10 protein-coding genes are annotated in these 18,153 nt (G+C 69.2%); 4 read left to right on the top strand and 6 right to left on the bottom strand.

The annotated features are described in order from the left end of the window. Nucleotides 1-111: 111 nt before the first annotated feature. Both BJ987_RS11455 and BJ987_RS11460 read left to right on the top strand, forming a co-directional pair. Nucleotides 112-2,037, top strand: coding sequence for a serine/threonine-protein kinase (locus BJ987_RS11455; protein ID WP_209887973.1), 1,926 nt, complete (start codon nt 112-114; stop codon nt 2,035-2,037). A gap of 188 nt (nt 2,038-2,225) precedes the next feature. Next, complete coding sequence (locus BJ987_RS11460; RefSeq protein WP_209887976.1) at nt 2,226-4,016, top strand: serine/threonine protein kinase; 1,791 nt, start codon at nt 2,226-2,228, stop codon at nt 4,014-4,016. A gap of 3 nt (nt 4,017-4,019) precedes the next feature. Here the strand turns inward: BJ987_RS11460 and BJ987_RS11465 are convergent, their stop codons facing one another. After that, complete coding sequence (locus BJ987_RS11465) at nt 4,020-4,505, bottom strand: glutathione peroxidase (RefSeq protein WP_209887979.1); 486 nt, start codon at nt 4,503-4,505, stop codon at nt 4,020-4,022. Nucleotides 4,506-4,621: 116 nt separating this feature from the next. Here BJ987_RS11465 and BJ987_RS11470 point away from each other — a divergent pair, with 116 nt between their 5' ends. Further along, nucleotides 4,622-5,398: an ABC transporter ATP-binding protein gene (locus tag BJ987_RS11470; RefSeq protein WP_209887982.1), complete on the top strand. Its 777-nt coding sequence runs from the start codon at nt 4,622-4,624 to the stop codon at nt 5,396-5,398. After that, on the top strand, nt 5,398-8,019 hold the full coding sequence (locus BJ987_RS11475) for an ABC transporter permease (RefSeq protein WP_209887985.1): 2,622 nt from the start codon (nt 5,398-5,400) through the stop codon (nt 8,017-8,019). The genes BJ987_RS11470 and BJ987_RS11475 overlap by 1 nt, the downstream gene beginning before the upstream one ends. A 16-nt stretch (nt 8,020-8,035) precedes the next feature. Here BJ987_RS11475 and BJ987_RS11480 read toward each other — a convergent pair whose 3' ends face one another. The 5 genes from BJ987_RS11480 to BJ987_RS37210 form a co-directional block, all read right to left on the bottom strand. Then, nucleotides 8,036-10,123, bottom strand: coding sequence for an ADP-ribosylglycohydrolase family protein (locus tag BJ987_RS11480; protein WP_209887988.1), 2,088 nt, complete (start codon nt 10,121-10,123; stop codon nt 8,036-8,038). Nucleotides 10,124-10,473: 350 nt separating this feature from the next. Next, complete coding sequence (locus tag BJ987_RS11485; protein ID WP_209887991.1) at nt 10,474-11,649, bottom strand: VWA domain-containing protein; 1,176 nt, start codon at nt 11,647-11,649, stop codon at nt 10,474-10,476. A gap of 114 nt (nt 11,650-11,763) precedes the next feature. Next, a complete protein-coding gene (locus BJ987_RS11490) occupies nt 11,764-14,013 on the bottom strand; it encodes a DUF5682 family protein (protein ID WP_209887994.1) in 2,250 nt (749 codons plus the stop codon). Further along, the gene (locus BJ987_RS11495; RefSeq protein ID WP_209887997.1) at nt 14,010-15,107 is read right to left on the bottom strand and encodes an ATP-binding protein; all 1,098 of its coding nucleotides are present in this window, start codon (nt 15,105-15,107) and stop codon (nt 14,010-14,012) included. Before BJ987_RS11495 ends, BJ987_RS11490 begins: the two co-directional genes overlap by 4 nt. Continuing rightward, nucleotides 15,104-18,139, bottom strand: a complete 3,036-nt coding sequence (locus BJ987_RS37210) for a DUF5691 domain-containing protein (protein WP_245365906.1) — start codon at nt 18,137-18,139, stop codon at nt 15,104-15,106. Before BJ987_RS37210 ends, BJ987_RS11495 begins: the two co-directional genes overlap by 4 nt. Nucleotides 18,140-18,153: the final 14 nt, after the last annotated feature.

Genomic DNA, 18,153 nt, shown 5'->3' on the forward strand with positions numbered 1-18,153 from the left:
CACCGACAAACCAGCGCGAGCGGGCGATAATCGAGGTGTTGCAGGAGCGCGGGCCCGGGAGATACATCGGTAGGATCCGCGTGCTCGGCCCGATGAGGGGGTGTACCCACTGTGTTGCAAGCTGGCGAGGTCTTTGCCGGTTACGTCGTCAAACGCGTGCTCGGCCAAGGCGGCATGGGCACCGTCTACCTGGCGCAGCATCCGCGGCTGCCCCGCCTCACGGCGCTGAAGTTGCTGGACCGCGAGCTCTACGGCGACGACGAGATCCGCCGGCGCTTCGAGCGCGAAGCCGATCTGGTGGCTCAACTGGACCACCCGAACATCGTCACCGTCTACGACCGCGGCGCCGAGGGTGACCAGCTGTGGATCTCCATGCAGTTCGTGGCCGGCTCTGATGCCGCGAGCGCGGACGTAGACGCTTTGGCGCCCGCACGGGCGGTGCACATCATTTCCGATACCGCCGCCGCCCTGGACTTCGCACACGCCAACGGCGTGCTGCACCGCGACGTGAAACCGGCGAACATCCTGCTCGCCAAGGCCCCGATCGGACAGCCGGAACGGGTGCTACTCACCGATTTCGGGATCGCGGCCATGCGGAATTCCGACACCACGCTGTCGTCGGTGGGGCAGATCACCGCCACCCTCGCCTACGCCGCGCCCGAACAGCTCAGCGGCACCCCGATGGACCACCGGTCCGATCAATATTCGCTGGCGTGCACGTTGTTCTGGATGCTCACCGGGACGCCGCCGTTCGCCGGCGGCAACCCGGCAGTGGTGATGAACGGTCACCTGTTCGGCCCGGTGCCGTCCCTGCGACAAGCCCGCCCCGGCTTGCCACCCGCGCTGGACGGCGTGCTGGCACGGGCCCTGGGCAAGCGGGCCGACGAACGCTTCGCCAGCTGCACCGAATTCGCGACGGCGGCCCGCCAGGCACTGGCCTCCGGTGGGCCGCAACAGCATTCACCGGCACGGCCGCCACAACCGGGCTCGTACCCGGGTTATCCGCTGCCCGGTGCCCGGCCGCCGACCGGGTACACACCGCCCGCCCATGCGGGTTACGGACCGCAGCCGACTCGGCCGTATGCCGGGAGTGGTCCGCAGCCGACTGGGCCGTATGCCAGCGGTCCGCAGCCGACTGCGGCGAATCCTGGGAGCCCGCCGCAGCCGATCGGGCCGTATGCCAGTGGCCCGCAGCCGACTGCGCCGTATCCCGGGCACGCGCCCCAGCGGACTGGGCCGTATGCCAGTGGCCCGCAGCCGACCGCGCCGTATCCAGGGACCCCGCCGCAGCCGACTGGGCTGTATCCCGGCAACGAGCCGCAGTCGACTCGTCCGTCTGGGAACGGTCCGCAGCCGACTGGGCCTTATCCGGGGAATGGTTCGCAGCCGCACGTTCCGCACACCGGTTACCGGCCGCCGACATACCCGTATCCGTCTGCGCCGCCTGCGTATCCGTCCGGGGCGGCCGGGTACACGTCAGGAGTTCCACCGGTACCGAGCGTGCCGCCGGGGACTGGTCTCGCGCCGAATGGTGTTCCGCCAGTGGCAAGTAGGCCATCCAGGCCAGGCATGCCTCCTGTCGCAGGCACGCCGCCGATCTCCGCCAGTCCTTCCAGTGGGGGCACGCCTTCTGGCCTCGGCACGTCTCCTGGTGTGGGCACACCTCCTGCGGCCAGCGCGCCTCGTGGCGCGAGCGGGGTTCCTGGAGCGAACTCGCCTTCTGCTGCGGGCACGTCTTCTGCCGCGGACACGTCCTCTGCCGCGGGCGGGCTTCCTGCCTCCGGTGGCCCGGCGACATCGGGGCCCGTGCCCGCGCGACCGAGCTCGGGCCGAAACCCTATGCCGCCCACGGGGACCGAGTCGCCCTCGCCCGTGCGTCCACCGAGCGCCGATCCGCCCACCCCGTCGGGAAGTGCTGCCGCGCAAGGGCCGTCATCCGGTCGGCGGCGAACTGTGCGACCCATCACTATCGCGCTGCCGGACGCGCCGATCCGGCGTGCTCGGCCGTCCGCCGGCGAACCGGGCCGGGAGCCATAGGGATTCGCTATCGGACGACGGTTGGAACGCCCCGGGGTCCGTGCGCGATACCCGTTCGTCGGCCCTTAGGCGGGTGCGGCAACTGCTAGGGTTTTCGTATTCCGTGGTCGGGCGCCGCCCTGATCGCGTTCTCGTGCTGTACGCCTGTCGCCGGTGGGTCCCGGTGCGGGCGAGAAGTGGAGCAAGACATGCTGGCCAGCGGTGATGTTTTCGCCGGCTATGTCATCGAAAGGCAATTGGGCCGCGGTGGCATGGGTTCGGTCTACCTGGCGAAACATCCGCGGCTGCCGCGGATGACAGCGCTGAAGCTGTTGAACCGGGAGATGTTTCACGACGAGGAGGTGCGGGCGCGGTTCGAACGGGAGGCGGATCTGGTCGCCCGGCTCGACCACCCCAATATCGTCACGGTGTACGACCGCGGGCTCGAGGAAGAGCAGCTGTGGATCTCCATGCAGTACATCGACGGTATCGACGCCGCCTCGGTGGAGCCGCAGTCGCTGCCTCCGGCGCGAGCGGTGCAGATCATCAAGGAAACCGGTGAGGCGCTGGACTACGCGCACGGCATGGGCGTGCTGCACCGCGATGTGAAACCGGCCAATATCCTGCTGGCCCGGTCCGGGAGCGGCCGGGGCGAACGGGTCTATCTCACCGACTTCGGTATCGCGCGGTTGCGCGACGACACCGGACATCTCACCCAGACCGGCACCTTCACCGCGACGCTCGCCTATGCCTCGCCCGAACAGCTCACCGGTTCGCCGCTGGACCATCGATCCGATCAGTACTCGCTGGCCTGCACGCTGTTCTGGTTGTTCACCGGTAGCGGTCCGTTCGCCTCGACCAACCCGGCGCAGGTCATCCAGGGGCACCTGCAAACCGCGCCGCCCGCGTTGAGCAGTGTGCGCGCCGGTCTGCCCTACGCCTTGGACGGTGTGCTGGCCAAGGCGATGGCCAAGCGGCCCGATGATCGATTCCACTCGTGTTCGGAATTCGCCGCGGCCGCGCAGCAGGCGCTGAACGATCGCAGTCAGCCGTCGATACCGCTGGTCGGCGGTCCGCGGCCGGTGACCGGGCCGCAGTTCCCGACGCAGCACAATTCCACCCCGCAGTTCCCGACAGCGGGCGGTATGCACCCGTCCAGCCCGCAGGTGCCGACCTATCCGATGGGGCAGGCCAGCGGCCCGCACTCGCTGTCCGGCGCGCCGACGGCGATCACGCCCGCGCCGCGACCGGCCCAGCACACCATGCCGGTGGGTTCGCCCGCGCCGCAACCGAATCCGTCGAACTCCGGGCCCTATGCCGCACAGCACGCGTACGCCCCGCAGGGCGGATACAACGCGCCGCGTCCGCCGGGGCCGCGGAAGTCCAACGCGGGCCTCATCGTCGGCGTGGTCGTGGGTGCGGTGGTGCTGGTGATCGCGCTGCTGGCTGTGATCGGCGTGGTGGTCGATGACGATACCGGGACGACGCCGACGCGTACCGCGACCGCCTCGGCGACCGCGACGGCCACCTCCACCAGCAACGCGCCGGCGCAGACGGCGAGCGTGGACGCGATCAGCCGGGAGTTCCCGAGCCTGGTCCCGGCTGAAACCGACGGCGACTCCGGTTACAACGGGTCGACCTGCAGTTCGCACACCGCCAGCTCGCCGCCCAATCCGACCGATGGCACACCGGATTTCGGCAAGTGGGGCTTCGCGTGGGACTGCTACGGCGGCGGCGACAACGACGACCCGTTCTACACGATCTACATGTATAACTCGGCCGCCGACGCCCAGGCCGCGCTGAACAACCTGCCCAAGGACGCCACCAAGTCCACCGAGACCAACGCCGGAAAGTCTTACACCAACTACAAATTCAACGACAGCGGCCCGAAGATGGTGACGGTGTTCACCGGATCCCGCGGGCAGTACCTGATGTACACCGACGGGATCGCGGGCAGCATCGACGAGGTGCTGCGCTGGTGGCGTTCGGCGCCACTGTGATTGTCAGAGAACGGATTCCACCGCACCGCGCAGTGCGGCGTCGCCGGGGGTGACGGTCGGCCGGAACCGCCCGGCCACCTTGCCCTCGCGGTCGATCAGGAATTTCTCGAAGTTCCACTGGATGTCGCCGGCGGCACCCTCGGTGTCGGCGGTGGCCACCAGCTCCGCGTACAGCGGGTGCCGGTTTTCGCCGTTGACCTCGGTCTTCTCCAACAGCGGGAAGTCCACCCCGTAGGTGGTGGCGCAGAACTGCGCGATCTCCTCGGCGCTACCGGGTTCCTGGCCCATGAACTGGTTGCACGGCACACCGACGACGGTGAAGCCCTGCGGCCCGTAGGTCTGCTGCAACTCCACCAGTCCCGAATACTGCGGAGTCAAACCACATTTCGACGCCACATTGACCAGCAGCACGGCTTTGTCCCCGGCCAGCTCCGCCAGCGTGGTCGGCTCGCCGTCCAAGGTCCGCAGCGCGATATCACGAATGCTCATTCGCCCCACGCTACTGGATCCGCCTCGGGTCGGAGCCTGGTCCGAGCGGCTACGACCAGGGGAGTCAGGGGAAATCCGGATGGCGCGGCGGGAGATCGCCCGACAGACTGGAGGGCATGACTTCGCACGCTGTGGGTACCGACACCGCCGAAAAGGCGGCTCCGACCGATGTCGCGGCCCGTGCCATCGATGTGTCCAAGATCTACGGTTCGGGAGATACGCAGGTCACGGCCCTGGATGCGGTGTCGGCAGAGTTCGCGAAGGGTGAGTTCACCGCCATCATGGGGCCCTCGGGTTCGGGGAAGTCGACCCTGATGCACTGCCTGGCCGGGCTGGACAGCGCGAGCTCGGGCGCGGTCCGGATCGGTGACACCGATCTCACCAACCTCTCGGACAAGCAGATGACGGCGTTGCGACGAGATCGGATCGGGTTCGTGTTCCAGGCGTTCAACCTGGTGCCGACGCTCACCGCGCTGGAGAACATCACGCTCCCGTTGGATATCGCCGGGCGCAAGGCGGATCAGCAATGGCTCGACACCGTGCTGAAGCGGCTGGGGCTCACCGATCGGCTCACCCATCGGCCCAGCGAGCTGTCGGGTGGTCAGCAGCAGCGCGTGGCCTGCGCGCGGGCGCTGGCGGGCAAGCCGGAGATCATCTTCGGTGACGAGCCGACCGGCAATCTGGACTCGCGTTCCTCCGGCGAGGTGCTCTCGATCCTGCGCGCCGCGGTGGACGAGTTCGGGCAGACCGTCGTGATCGTCACCCACGAACCGCATGCCGCGGCCTACGCCGACCGGGTGATCTTCCTCGCCGACGGCCGCATCGTGGACGAATTGCGGGATCCCACCGCGGAATCCGTGCTGGACCGGATGAAGGCGCTGGAAACACTCTGATGGCGAGCAATCCCATGCGGAAAGTTGCCCTGCGCAACTTGGCCGCACACAAGGTTCGGCTGGCGCTGACTGTGTTGTCGGTCATCCTCGGCACGGCGTTCATCGCCGGGTCCTTCGTTTTCACCGATACGTTGCAGCGCACGTTCGACGGGATCTTCGAAGGGCAGGCCAAGGGCGTCGATGTGCGGGTGAGCCCGGAGTCGCAGCAATCCTTCGGCGTCCCGCAGGGCGCGGTGGAGAAGATCACCGCTCTCGAGGGAGTGCGGGCGGTCGCGCCCGGCGTGAACGGGCCGCTGGTGCTGCTGAATTCGGCGGGCAAACCGGTGCAGACCGGCGGCGCGCCGAGCTGGGGACAGTCCTATGTGCCGCCGGAGCAGGCGGTCGAGGAGCCGCCGAAGTTCGTGCAGGGTGTGCCGCCGAGCAAGCCGGGCGAGGTCGCGATCAATTCCGGTGGCGCCGAACGCTCCGGGCTGAAAGTCGGCGACCGCGCCAAGGTGATCATCCCGGCGCGGAGCACCCAGGATCGCCCCGCGCTCGAGGTCGCGATCACCGGTGTCTTCGAGACTCCCTCCGACACCGGCGGTTTCATCGGTCTGCTGTTCGAGGACAAGCAGGCGCGCCAGCTTTTCACCGACGGCTCGCACGTGGCCTATATCGATATCGCCGTTCAGCCCGGTGTCGCCGTCAACGACCTGCGGGACCGAGTCGCCGCCGAGGTCAAGGGTTTCAAGGTCCAGAACGGTGACCAGGTGCGCGAAGACATGAAGGCGCAGCTGGGTGAGGCGTTGAAGTTCATCAACTACTTCCTGCTCGCCTTCGGCGGTATCGCGCTCATCGTGGGCACCTTCATCATCTACAACACCTTCTCCATGATCGTGGCGCAGCGGCTGCGGGAGTTGGCGCTGCTGCGCGCGGTCGGCGCGAGCAGGCAGCAGGTGGGCCGGACAGTGGTCTCCGAGGCTTTGGTCATCGGAATCATCGGCAGCGTCATCGGTTTGGTGGCGGGCGTGGCACTCGCCTACGGGTTGTCCGCCGTATTGAACGCCTTCGATCTGGGCTTGCCGACCGGTTCCATGGCGGTGCTGCCGCGCACCATCGTCGTCGGCCTGGTCGTCGGCATCGGGGTGACGGTGATCAGTGCCTACGCGCCAGCCCGCCGGGCGGCGAAGATTCCGCCCGTCGAGGCCATGCGCGAGGAGTACAAGTCGAGCGATGAACCGCTGCGGCTGGGTCAGGTCATCGGCGCGGCCGTCGGCATGCCGGGCGTGGCGCGGTTCCTGGCCGGCAATTCGCTGCGGTTGCGCACGAGCGTCGGTTCGGTGCTCGGCGTCGCCGGCATCGTCGCGGTGGTGGTCGGGGCGCAGGGCACCGGAGGTCGCGCGGCGAGCATCGTCGGCGGCGGTGCGCTGGCGTTGATCCTGGCCGTACTGCTGGTGCTGCCGGCGTTGTCTCGTCCGGTTGTCGGCGGGCTCGGCGTGCTCATCCGCCCGTTCGGGCCGATCGGGCACATGGCCCGCAACAACGCCGTCCGCAACCCGCGCCGGACGGCGGCGACGGCGTTCGCGTTGACGCTCGGTCTGATGCTGGTCTCGGCCATCGGCATGCTCGGCGCCTCGGCCAAAGCCAGCGTAAGTGTGCTGGTGGACAAGGGGATTCAAGCCGATTACACCCTCGCGGGCCCGCAGAACTCGATGATCGGGCTCTCGCTCGGGGTGCCCGACGCGGTGCGCAAGGGCGTGCCGGACGCGGCCGATGTCGTCGGCTTCCGTGGCGCGGCCTTCCGCGTCGACACCGATCAGATGCGCGGTGTGTCACCGGACGCGCCGATGGACAACGTGTTCAACACCGAAATTCTGCAGGGCTCCCGCACACTCGGTGAACGCACCGTGCTGGTCTCCGACAGCGAAACCGCCGAGCACGGGTGGAAGGTCGGTCAGCAGATCGAACTGACCACCTTGGACAAGAATCAGAAGGTGCCCGCCACCGTCGGCGGTGTGTTCCGGGACAATCCGCTACTCGGCGACATGGTGCTCGCACCGAAGCTGTTCGACCAGGTCATACCGCCGGCGTTCCAGAACAACTTCTTCGTGCTGGTCAGCGCGAAACCGGGCGCGGATCTGGCCGCTATGCGGACCCAGCTGGAGAAGGCCACCGAAAGCTTCGCGGTCGTTCAGGTTCAGGATCGGGAGCAGGTCAAGGGCGCACAGGGCCAGCAGATCAACACCATGCTCGCCATCCTGTACGGCCTGCTCGCCTTGGCGGTGGTGATCGCCATCCTCGGCATCATCAACACCCTGGCATTGTCGGTGGTGGAGCGGCGTCGCGAAATCGGCATGCTGCGGGCGGTCGGTACCCAGCGCGCTCAGGTGCGCCGCACCATCTACCTGGAGTCCATGCTGATCGCCGTCTTCGGCGCGATCGTCGGCGTGATCCTCGGGCTGGGACTGGGAATCGGATTCCTGCGCACCCTCGCCGACCTGGGCATCGACCAGATCGCCATTCCGTGGGGCCAGCTCGTCGCGGTGCTGATCAGCTCCGCCGTGGTCGGCGTCTTGGCCGCGCTGTGGCCGGGGATCCGGGCGGCGCGGACACCGCCGCTGGCCGCCATCGCGGATCTGTAGAAGGTAGGTTCGCCGGTCAGCTCATGTGGCGATCGAACCATTCCTGGCTCGGCCCGCCGTATTCTCCGCTCGGCGGGTTCGGGCCGAATTCGGTGCAGTAGTCGGTCGCCAGCTCCTCGATGACAGCGCTCGCGTCGACCGCGCGCCAAGCGGGTGGAATCGCCGCCGCGCCGAAGCAGGCGCCGAGGATGCTGCCGCAGATCGCGCCGGTGGCGTCGCTGTCGCCGGAGTGGTTGACCGCGAGCAGGATTCCGTTGCGGACCATCTGCTCCGGCGTCCCGCCGACGGTCTGCGCCGCCAGGGCCGCGTAGAGGGCGATGGACAGCGCCTCCGGTGCGATCCAGCCGGGGCCCAGGGATTCGGTGTCCTCCGGGCGCGGCATTCGGGCGCCCACCCGGTCGGCGAGCCGGACCGCGGCCTCCAGGGCGGCCGAAGTCTCCTCGTGCCCTTCGTATTTGCGCAGTTCGATGCGGGCTCGATCGATGGCGGCGCGCAGGTCGGTGCCGCGAATCAGCTCGTAGACGATGACCGCGAGGGTGCCCGCGGGCAGCCACCCGCTCGGGTGGCCGTGGGTCAGGGCGGCCGCGTCGCAACCCAATTCGAAGACGAACTCCACGGCCAAGCCAGTGCGGTCGAGCAGGTAGCCGAAACCGCACGGCGCGCAGCGGGCCAGCGCGGCGCAGCCTTTGGAGTCGTTGATCGGTTCGGCGCGAGTTCCCAACGGCGTGAACGGTTTTCCGCGCGCGCCCGCTTTCTGCAGGGCGGAGAGGACGGCCAAGCCGTTGCCGCGGCGATCGAGCAGTGCCGGGTAGGCCGCGAGCCTGCTGTGCGGCTCGCCCTCCTGCGCCGGGATCTCGATGCCCTGACCCCGCAGCCACACCAGGAAACCCTGCTGCATCAGGCCGAGCGTGGCGCCGCCGATGCCTTTCAGCCGGGCGCGCACCGAGCCCTTGATCAACGCCTCCAGCGTGAACAGCGCCAGCTGGGTTTCCTCGGAGATCCTGCCCTCGAAGGACTTGCCGTCGACGCCGCTCGGACCGTAGCGCTGGCGGATGTCGGTGAGGAGCAGATTCTCCACCGGTGCGCCCAGTGCGTCCCCGGCCGCGCCGCCGATCAGGCAGCCGTGTACCCGGTCGGCCACCGCCCGCAGCGGATTCGGCCGGGCGGGCGGCGGGGAGTTCGGCCGGACCGTCGGCTCGGCCGGTCGTCGGGGCTGCTGTCGATCGGGCTGGGGAGATCTGTGGATCGTCCGGGGTAGCTCCGGCTTGCGCCAGGCTTCCAGCGCCGCCTCGGCGAATTCGCAGCAAGTGCGGAAGCGCTGGTCCGGATCTTTGGCCATCGCCTTGGCCAGCACCGAGTCGAGTCCGGCGGGCAGGTCCGGACGGGCCGCGTGCAGCGACGGCGGCGGAGACTGCACATGCCCCCACATGACCGCCGCGATATTCGGCGCGTCGTAGGGGCCGTAGCCCGTCAACATGCGGAACAGGGTGCAGGCCAGCGAATACTGGTCGGCGCGATAGTCGACGGGCGCGGCGATCAACTGCTCCGGCGAAGCGTAGGCGAGGGTCGCGACCAGGGTGCCGGTGCGGGTGAGCCGGCCGGAGTCGGCGAGCAGTTTCGCGATGCCGAAGTCGGTGAGCAGCACCCGCTCGGTGAAACCAGGCCCGGCGCCGGCCGAACGAGACAGCAGGATATTGGCGGGCTTCACGTCGCGGTGCAGCACACCCTGGGCGTGCGCGTAGTCGAGCGCGCCCGCCGTCTGGTGCAGAATCTGCATCGCGCGCGCGACGGGCATCGCGTTCACCGGGATCGCCGCCGTGTCCACGCCGTCGACGTACTGCATCGAGATCCACAGGTGGTTGTCCTCGACGCCGCGGTCGAACACGGTGATGATGTTCGGGTGATCCAGCTGGGCGACCAGATCGGCTTCGCGTTCGAACCGGCCGCGAGTCTCCTTGTCGCCGAACAACTCCCGGTGCAGCAGTTTCAGCGCCAGCAGCTTCGGTAGCCGGGGGTGCCGGGCCGCGTAGACCGCGCCCATGCCGCCGCGCCCCAGCTCGCGTTCGATCACGAAGCCGGCGAATACCTCACCACGGCGCAACATCCGTGCCCCCCATATCCAGCGAGCCCAACCGATAGCAGCCTAGCCAACTCTCAGGTCGCCAATCCCGTGTCCGAGCGGTTCCCGCACCTACCATCAGTTTGCTGAAAGTTAGCCAACCGTCGATAAGGAGTGCTCGCATGCAAATCCTGGAAACCGTGCTCACCCTGGTCACCTCCATGCTGGATCTCGCGAGCCAGCTGTCGGCATTCGGGTCCTGATGTAATTCGCCCGGTCCCCGGGGACCGGTGCGCTCGGCACCATTGGGGCCGTGATCGATCTGGTGGGCGTTCTCCGCTGGGCGCCCGCGTTCCTCCGAGGTCCCCCGGGAGTCCGTCCCTTGGGGGACCTCGTCATCGGCGCCGACCTCCGCGACCCTGTTCGCGTGCTGCGGCCCAGGCGTGCACGTCGCCCCGATCGATAGCGACGGCGAGCAAGTCGGGAAAAGCGTCGGGAGTGCACGCGAACGCGGGGACACCGAGCGCGGCGAGCGCGGCCGCGTTGTCATGGTCGTAGGCGGGGGCACCGTCATCGGAGAGTGCGAGCAGAACCAGCACCTGGACTCCCGATTCGCGCATGGCGTTGATCCGGCGCAGCATCTCCGCGCGAATCCCGCCCTCGTACAGATCCGAGATCAACACGAACAGCGTGTCGGCCGGCCGGGTGACCAGCGACTGGCAGTAGGCCAACGCCTGATTGATATCGGTGCCGCCGCCCAACTGGGTGCCGAACAGCACGTCTACCGGGTCGGTCAGCCGATCCGTCAGGTCCGCGACCTCGGTATCGAACACCACCAGCGAGGTCCGCAGCGCCCGCATCGAGGCCAGCACCGCCCCGAACACCGACGCGTACACCACACTGGCCGCCATCGATCCGGACTGGTCGATCGCCAGCACCACATCCCGTCGCACCGCCTGCGCTGTCCGTCCATACCCGACCAGCCGCTCCGGGACGACCGTGCGCTGCTCCGGCAGATAGTGCGCGAGATTCTTCCGGATCGTCTTGTCCCAGTCGATGTCCCGGGGCTTCGGTCGCGTCGTCCGGGCCGCCCGATTCAATGCGCCGGTCACCGCCGCGCGGGTATGCGCGGCGATCCGCTCCTCGATCTCGCGCACCACTTTCGCCACCACGACACGCGCTGTCGCCCTGGTGGTTTCCGGCAGCACCGAATTCAACCCGAGCAAGGTCCCGACCAGATGCACATCCGGCTGCACCGCCTCGAGCAACTCCGGCTCCAGCAACAACTGCGTCAACTCCAGCCGGTCGACCGCGTCGCGCTGCAACACCTCGACCACCGACGACGGAAAGTACCGCCGAATATCACCCAGCCACCGCGCCACCCGCGGCGCCGATCCCCCGAGCCCCCCGGTCCGCTGCCCAGCCGCGTCCTCCTCCGCACCGTTGTACAAACTCCCCAGTGCCTGATCCATCGCCAGGTCATCCGCGTCTCCGAGCCCCCCGACCTCCGCCTCGGCCGCAGCCCCCAACACCAACCGCCACCGCCGGGCCTGCACGTCATCCGCACTCACAACACACCTCCATCGGGTAGATCACAGGCACGCGAGCACGCACCGCGGGGGGTGCTCCACCCGCCGTGGGTTCGAGCATGCTGTGCACAACCTGCCTTTCCGATTCGGCATCCGTCATGGTGTGGCTCCGAGGATTCGGGCGACGGTGGTCATCGCGGCGGTTCCGCGGGTGTGGTCGGTGGTGGGGGTTGGGGTGGTGGGGGTTTCGGGGGTGCGCAGGGCGGTGGCGATGGCGCGGCGCTCGGCGGGCTCGAAGGTGCTGAAGGTGCGGCGGAGGAGGGGGAGGGTGGTGGTGAACTGGTCTTCGGGGAGGGTGTGCAGCCAGGTGTCGATGAGGTGCAGGAGCTGGCGGTCGTGAACGAGGAGGAGGCCGCGGCCGCCGAGGAAGCCATCGATCCAGGCGGCTTTGGCGGCGGGTGTGGGTCCGATCGACAGGGCGGCGGACAGCCTGCGGGCGGAGTCGGCGCGGTCGATGCGGCCGGCGTCGGCGAGGAGGCGGACGGCGCGGCCCACAAGGGCCCCGTGCACGTCTTCGCGGTCGGCGAGGCGATGCAGGGCGACCAGCCATTCGGCGGTGGCCCAGGCATTGTCCCGGGTGTGGATGGCGGTGTGGGCGGCGTCGAGCAGGGCGCGCAGATGTTCGGCGGCGGTGGTGTCCAGGCCGGTGACCGCGCCGGGCAGTCCCGCGCAGATCCGGACCAGCAGACTGTCGGCTACGTGGGCGAGGGCGGAGGTATCGGTGCCGCGGACATCGCCGTAGCGCAGGGTGCCGACGAGGCTGGGGAGGGCCGCGAGCAGGCGGGTGACGTCGTGGTCCAGGGCCGCGACGGTTTCCAGGCGGGCCACCAATCCCGTGGTGGCCGGACCGAGGTCGGCGAGGAGCGATGATTCCAGCGCGGTGGTGAGGTCGGCGAGACCGACGTCGGGCCGGGCGGCGGCATCGAGAACCTTGGCCGCGGCCGCGGCGGCGATGGTGGTCCCCCAGCGCGAGGCCTCGACAACCGCGACCGCGAACTCGGGCCGCCAGCGCAGCGACCAGCTTTCCCGGAACGTGCCGGTGCCTCGGATATCACTGGATACCTCTGTGCCCCAAGGGATTCCGAGCAGGCGCAACCGGTGCAGCAGATGTGACCGCTGGCGCTCGCGGTCTTTGCGCAGATCCAGGTCGAGCGCCTTCGCCGCCGGGTCCTGCTTCATGCGCAGGGTTCGGATCCGCGCCCGCAGGTCCGCGTCCAGCGGAACCGCGGGCGCGCCCTCGGGCACCGAGCCGAGAGCCTCCCCGACCACCAACGCGGAGTTCACGACCCGCACCAGGGTCTCCTCGCCCCCGCACATCACCGCGCGCACGGCCTCCGTCACCTCCGACAGCCCCGCCAGTGGCCGCTCCCGCAGCACCGCCAAAGTCTCGGCCAGCCGCACCGATTCGATGACATGCGCACTGGACACCGGCAGATCCTGCGCCCGCAGCACCCCCGCCGCCTTGGTCAGCCACCGCGCCACCGGCTGCTCGGTCTCGGTGAACAAATGGTGATACCAGCCGGGCGAATCGATCCCCGCCCCGTACCCGGACGCGGTCGCCAACCGCGAATGCGTCCACGGCACCCACGTCACCGTCGCCTTCACCTTCGGCAACCCCTTGAGCAGCCGCGCATCCGGCGCCGCGGGCCCCAGCGGCCCGGCCAACGCCGGCGCATGCCAAGCCCCACACACCACAGCCACCCGCCGCGCCCCACCCTTGATCGTCTTGCGCAACACCTGCCGCATGTAGGCCTCCCGCAGCAGGGTGTGCGAGTCCACCAGTTCCGGCCGCGGATTCTGCTCTGCCCCAGCCTCTCTCAACTCCTCACCGGTCCCACTGGTATCCGGACGCGCGTTGCGTAGTTCCGCCATGGCTTCGGTGATCGCGTCGAAAGCGTTTATGTGCGGGGCGGATTCGAGGATGGCGTCCCACCAGCGTTCGGTGTCGTCGTGGCCGGCGGCAGCGGCCAATTCGGCGACCGGGTCGATGGTGTCGCCGGGTTCTTCGCGGACGGCGAGCACTGTGGTGGCGGGTAGGTCGCAGAAGTGGACGGGGATGTCGCGGTCGGCGGCGTATCGCATCGCCTGCCACTCCGGGGAGAACACGGCGAAGGGCCAGAAGGCCGCGCGGGCGGGCTGATCCGGGACGTAGGCGAGCAGAGCGACCGGCGGCGCCATGCCCTCGGCGGCGACGAAGCCGACCAAGGGGTCCGCGTCGGCGGGGCCTTCGATCAGGATGGCGTCCGGCTGGAAGTCGTGCAGCGCCCGCAGGAGTGAGCGGGCCGAGCCCGGTCCGTGGTGACGTATCCCGAAGACGCGCGTGCGCGGGTCGACATCCGATGTCATTCGCTGATCTCGCGGCAGGCGCGGTAGAAGTCGGACCAGTCGGGGCGTTCGCGAACGACGGCTTCCAGGTATTCCGTCCAGATGGCGGTGTCGGAGACCGGGTCCTTGATGATGGCGCCGAGGACCGAGCCGGCGATATCGGCGGCGCGCAGGGTGCCGTCACCGAAGTGGGCGGACAGGGCTATCCCGTTGGTGATGACGGAGATGGCTTCGGCGGTGGACAGCGTGCCGGAGGGCGATTTGAGGGCGGTGCGGCCATCGGCGGTGCTGCCGGAGCGGAGTTCGCGGAAGACGCGCACGACGCGGCGGACCTCGTCGGCGGCGGGGATGGCGGGGAGTTCCAGGGCGGCGCCGAGTTGTTCGACCCGGCGGGTGACGATGGCGACCTCGTCGTCCTCGCTGGCGGGCAGCGGCAGGACCACGGTGTTGAAGCGGCGGCGCAAGGCCGAGGAGAGGTCGTTGACGCCGCGATCGCGGTCGTTGGCGGTGGCGATGATGTTGAAGCCCTTGGCGGCCTGGACCTGGATGCCGAGTTCGGGGACCGGCAGCGTCTTCTCGGACAGAATGGTGATCAGCGCGTCCTGGACGTCGGAGGGAATCCGGGTGAGTTCCTCGATGCGGGCGATCGCGCCGGTGCGCATGGCGGTCATGACGGGGGAGGCGACCAACGCGCCCTCGCTCGGACCCTCGGCGAGCAGCCGCGCGTAATTCCAGCCGTAGCGGATGGATTCCTCCGCCGTGCCGGAGGTGCCCTGGACGAGCAGCGTGGAGGCGCCGCTGACGGCGGCCGAAAGATGCTCCGATACCCAGGTTTTCGCGGTGCCCGGGACGCCGAGCAGCAGCAGCGCGCGGTCGGTGGCCAGCGTGGCGACCGCGACCTCCATGAGCCGGCGCGGGCCGACGTACTTCGGGCTGATCACGGTGCCGTCGTCGAGCACCCCACCGAGCAGGTAGGTGACCACCGCCCACGGCGAGAGCCGCCAGCCCGGCGGGCGGGGTCGAGTATCGGCGGCGGCGAGCGCGGCGAGTTCGGTGGCGTAGGCCTGTTCGGCGTGCGGGCGCAGCAGCTCCGGCACGAGATCGGTAGTGGTCACTGCAACTCCTCGAGCATCATCGAGCGGTGGGTGAGATCGCGGGCGAGCCGATCGAATGCTTGCTGCCAACCAGGATCTTCGCAACGGCGGGCCAGCACTCCGGCCATCCCCGCCGAGCTGACCGGCAAGTGCGCGGCCGCGGCCACCAGCAGCGACCGATGTGCCGCCGGACCCGAGCCGTGCATCCCGGCCCGTTGCGCCGCGACCCGCGACCGTTCGAACAACAACAGCATCAGATGTTGCGCCAGCGGTTCCGGCCACGGGTGACCCATCGCCGGCAGCAGGGCTTCGATCTCGGAGAACCAGGCGCCGTCCAGCCGCAGCAGGTGCCGCACCCGATCCTCCTCGGGCAGCAGTGCGAAAAGCTCGCGCCGCCGCAGCAATGCCACATCCGAGGGCACCCCGGCCTCGAACAGCGCCTTCGCCCAGGCCGAATCCTGCTGAGCCAGTGCGGCATCCACCCACCCGTCGAACATCGGTTGCCGGAATCGCTCTTCGACCGCGATCCGCAGCACTGTCTCGGGGGCCGAGGTTCCATAGTTCGGCCCGCCGGGGTCGGCTGCGGATGGCGGGGAATCGGTCTGAGGAGGCGACCCCTGCTCGTGGGGCGACGTAGTCGGCGAACTACCAGACCCGGCTGGGTCTGTCTCGGATCCGGGCAAATCGGCGGCAGTAAACGGTCCGGTCACTTCCAGTCCGTGGTCCAGCGGGTTGGTTGCTGGGTGTTTGGGATCGCGCGGGTTGGTCGCCGTCTGGTTGTGGTCCAGTGGGTTGGTCGCCGTCCGTAAGCGGTCCAACGGGTCGGTCGCTAGGTGTTCCCGGTCGAGAGGGCCGGTCGCTGGGTGTTTCGGGTCGAGTGGGTCGGTCGCTGTCCGTGAGCGGTCGAGTGGGCCGGTCACCGTCCGCCAATGATCCAGCGGTGTGGCCGCTACCAGCTGGCGGAGGCGACCTGCGGTGGGATCGGGGGTGCCGTTCCAGCGGTAGGTGGATTCGGCGGGGCGGTCGTAGATTCCGTCGCGACGAGCATCCGCGTCGAGCGGATCTGGCAGGTTGATGACGAAGCGGGGCTCGCCGGGCTCGAGCCTGATCCAGGACCGGGCGCGAGCGGTCATACGCTGGGCGAACGCTGAATCCGGCAGCAGTGCGAGCAGGCCGGAGGCGGTGCGCCGGACATCGGCCCGGCGGTCATCCAGTGCGGATTCGAGGAGCGATTCGTCGTCTGTCGACAGTCGCTCCGAGCAGGCCGCCAGCAGTTCGGCTTTCACCGCGCCGGATTCCTTCTGCCACGTCCGCGCGAGCAGTTCGCGCGCGGCACTCGGATCCCGATGGCGTAGCCGTGCGAACCAAGCCAGGCGTTCAGCGGGACTACCGGTCCGCCAGACAGTGGAGGAATCGTCCGCGCTGCCTTCGGAGTCGTTCGGCCACTCCAGCTTTCGCCATTCCGGATGACGCGCTGCCAGCCAGCGCCCGCGCTCTCCAGCCAACCGCAACAGCAACGGGCGCAACCCGGCGTGCGCGCAAGCCTGCTCGAGCAGTAACGCGCAGAGCGCGTCGGGGGCCCGGAAGTCGTGCGGCGCGGCGGCATCGAACCACTCCGGAAGAAACACCGAGCGCTCGCGCAGCATGGCGGCCAACCGCTGTGCGGCGGGTTCGGGCAGTCGTCGTCGCGCATCCTCGGGAGCGGGTTCCGGCAGCTCAGCGTGGGCCGCGAGCACACCGCCCCGGGCGAAAGCCACTTGGAGCGCGACGGATTCGAGGAGCAGCATGGCAGGGTCGGCCTCCAACCGGGCGGCCACCGCACCGACGGGTTCGCCCAGCAGACTCGTATCCACTGCCCGCCGCGCGGTGCCCAGCAGCGCCACCGAGGTCAGGTGTTCGTTTCCGGCTGACACGGTCGAGCGCGCCGCACCGGCTGCCCGCTCGGATTCGAGGTCGATCACGGTCCCGTCGGTGAACACCGACATCGGTACCAAACCGGCCGCGCTCCATTCGCCGATCACCGTCACCGGATGTCCGCCGGAGATGCCCAGCAACTGCCACGGAGCCGCACCCTCGGCCATCGGCAGCGCCACCCCGCCGCGTTCCGCGACTTGCCAGCCGGCTTCCCCGACGACGAGAACGACCTCGGTGAGCAGGACCGGCCACGCCCACAACCAAGGATCGGCAGCCAGCGCCCGGGCTTGCGCGTCCAACGCGCGTGCGATGGTGCCCCGCAGTTCCCGGCTGTCGTCAGGCCGAGACACGGAAGCCGCGATGTCCGAGGAGGGGTTCGCCACATCCGTGTATGCCGCGGGCGAGGTGTCGGCCGGTACACCGGGCAGCGTGGTGTTCGGACCGTCGCCATATGACGCGGACCAAGCGGTGCCCGCCGCACCGGGCAGCGTGGTGAACGGCTCGTCGCCACCGTATCGCTCGCCCCAGAGCGCACGTAGCGGCGCGGCGGCAGGGTAGTAGTGCACGTTCGCCTCGGCCATCATGCCCAGCGGGGGTACGTCTTTCGGGAACTCCGCCGTGCCGAAACTGTGGTCGACCAGCAGTGCCCACCGCCGAGTCCGCCTGCCGTACAACCAGGTTCGGCGGGTGTGCAGCCGCTCTTCCTCGGTGGTCCGGACGCCGAGCACCATCCACTCGTCGCCCACGGCGGGCTCTGCCCGGACACTCGCGGTGCGTGTCGGATACCCGATGTGTGTGCGGACGGTGGCGCGTAGCGGTTCGGGCAGTTCGTCGAGTCGGCGGTGTGCGGCGACGAGCAGATGCAGCCGCGCGTACTCGCGCAGCAACAGCTCCGGCCAATCCGCGCGCCCGGCAATGATCTCCGGCAACCGTCGCAGCACCGCCGCGACACCGGGGGCCTGTGCGTCGACCATCCGCGCCGCCATCGCGGCGAACCCCCGGTAGGACCGATCGGCCTGTGCGAGACCGGTGCGCACCTGATCGCCGAGCCAGATATCGAGCTCCTCCAGCCCGGCGCTGACGCGCACCGCGCGCTGTCGCGCGGCAGGTGTGCTGACCTGCGCTCCCGTGTCGTTCATCGCGGCCCCCGTCT

The organism is Nocardia goodfellowii (assembly GCF_017875645.1).
Taxonomy (GTDB): Bacteria; Actinomycetota; Actinomycetes; order Mycobacteriales; family Mycobacteriaceae; genus Nocardia; species Nocardia goodfellowii.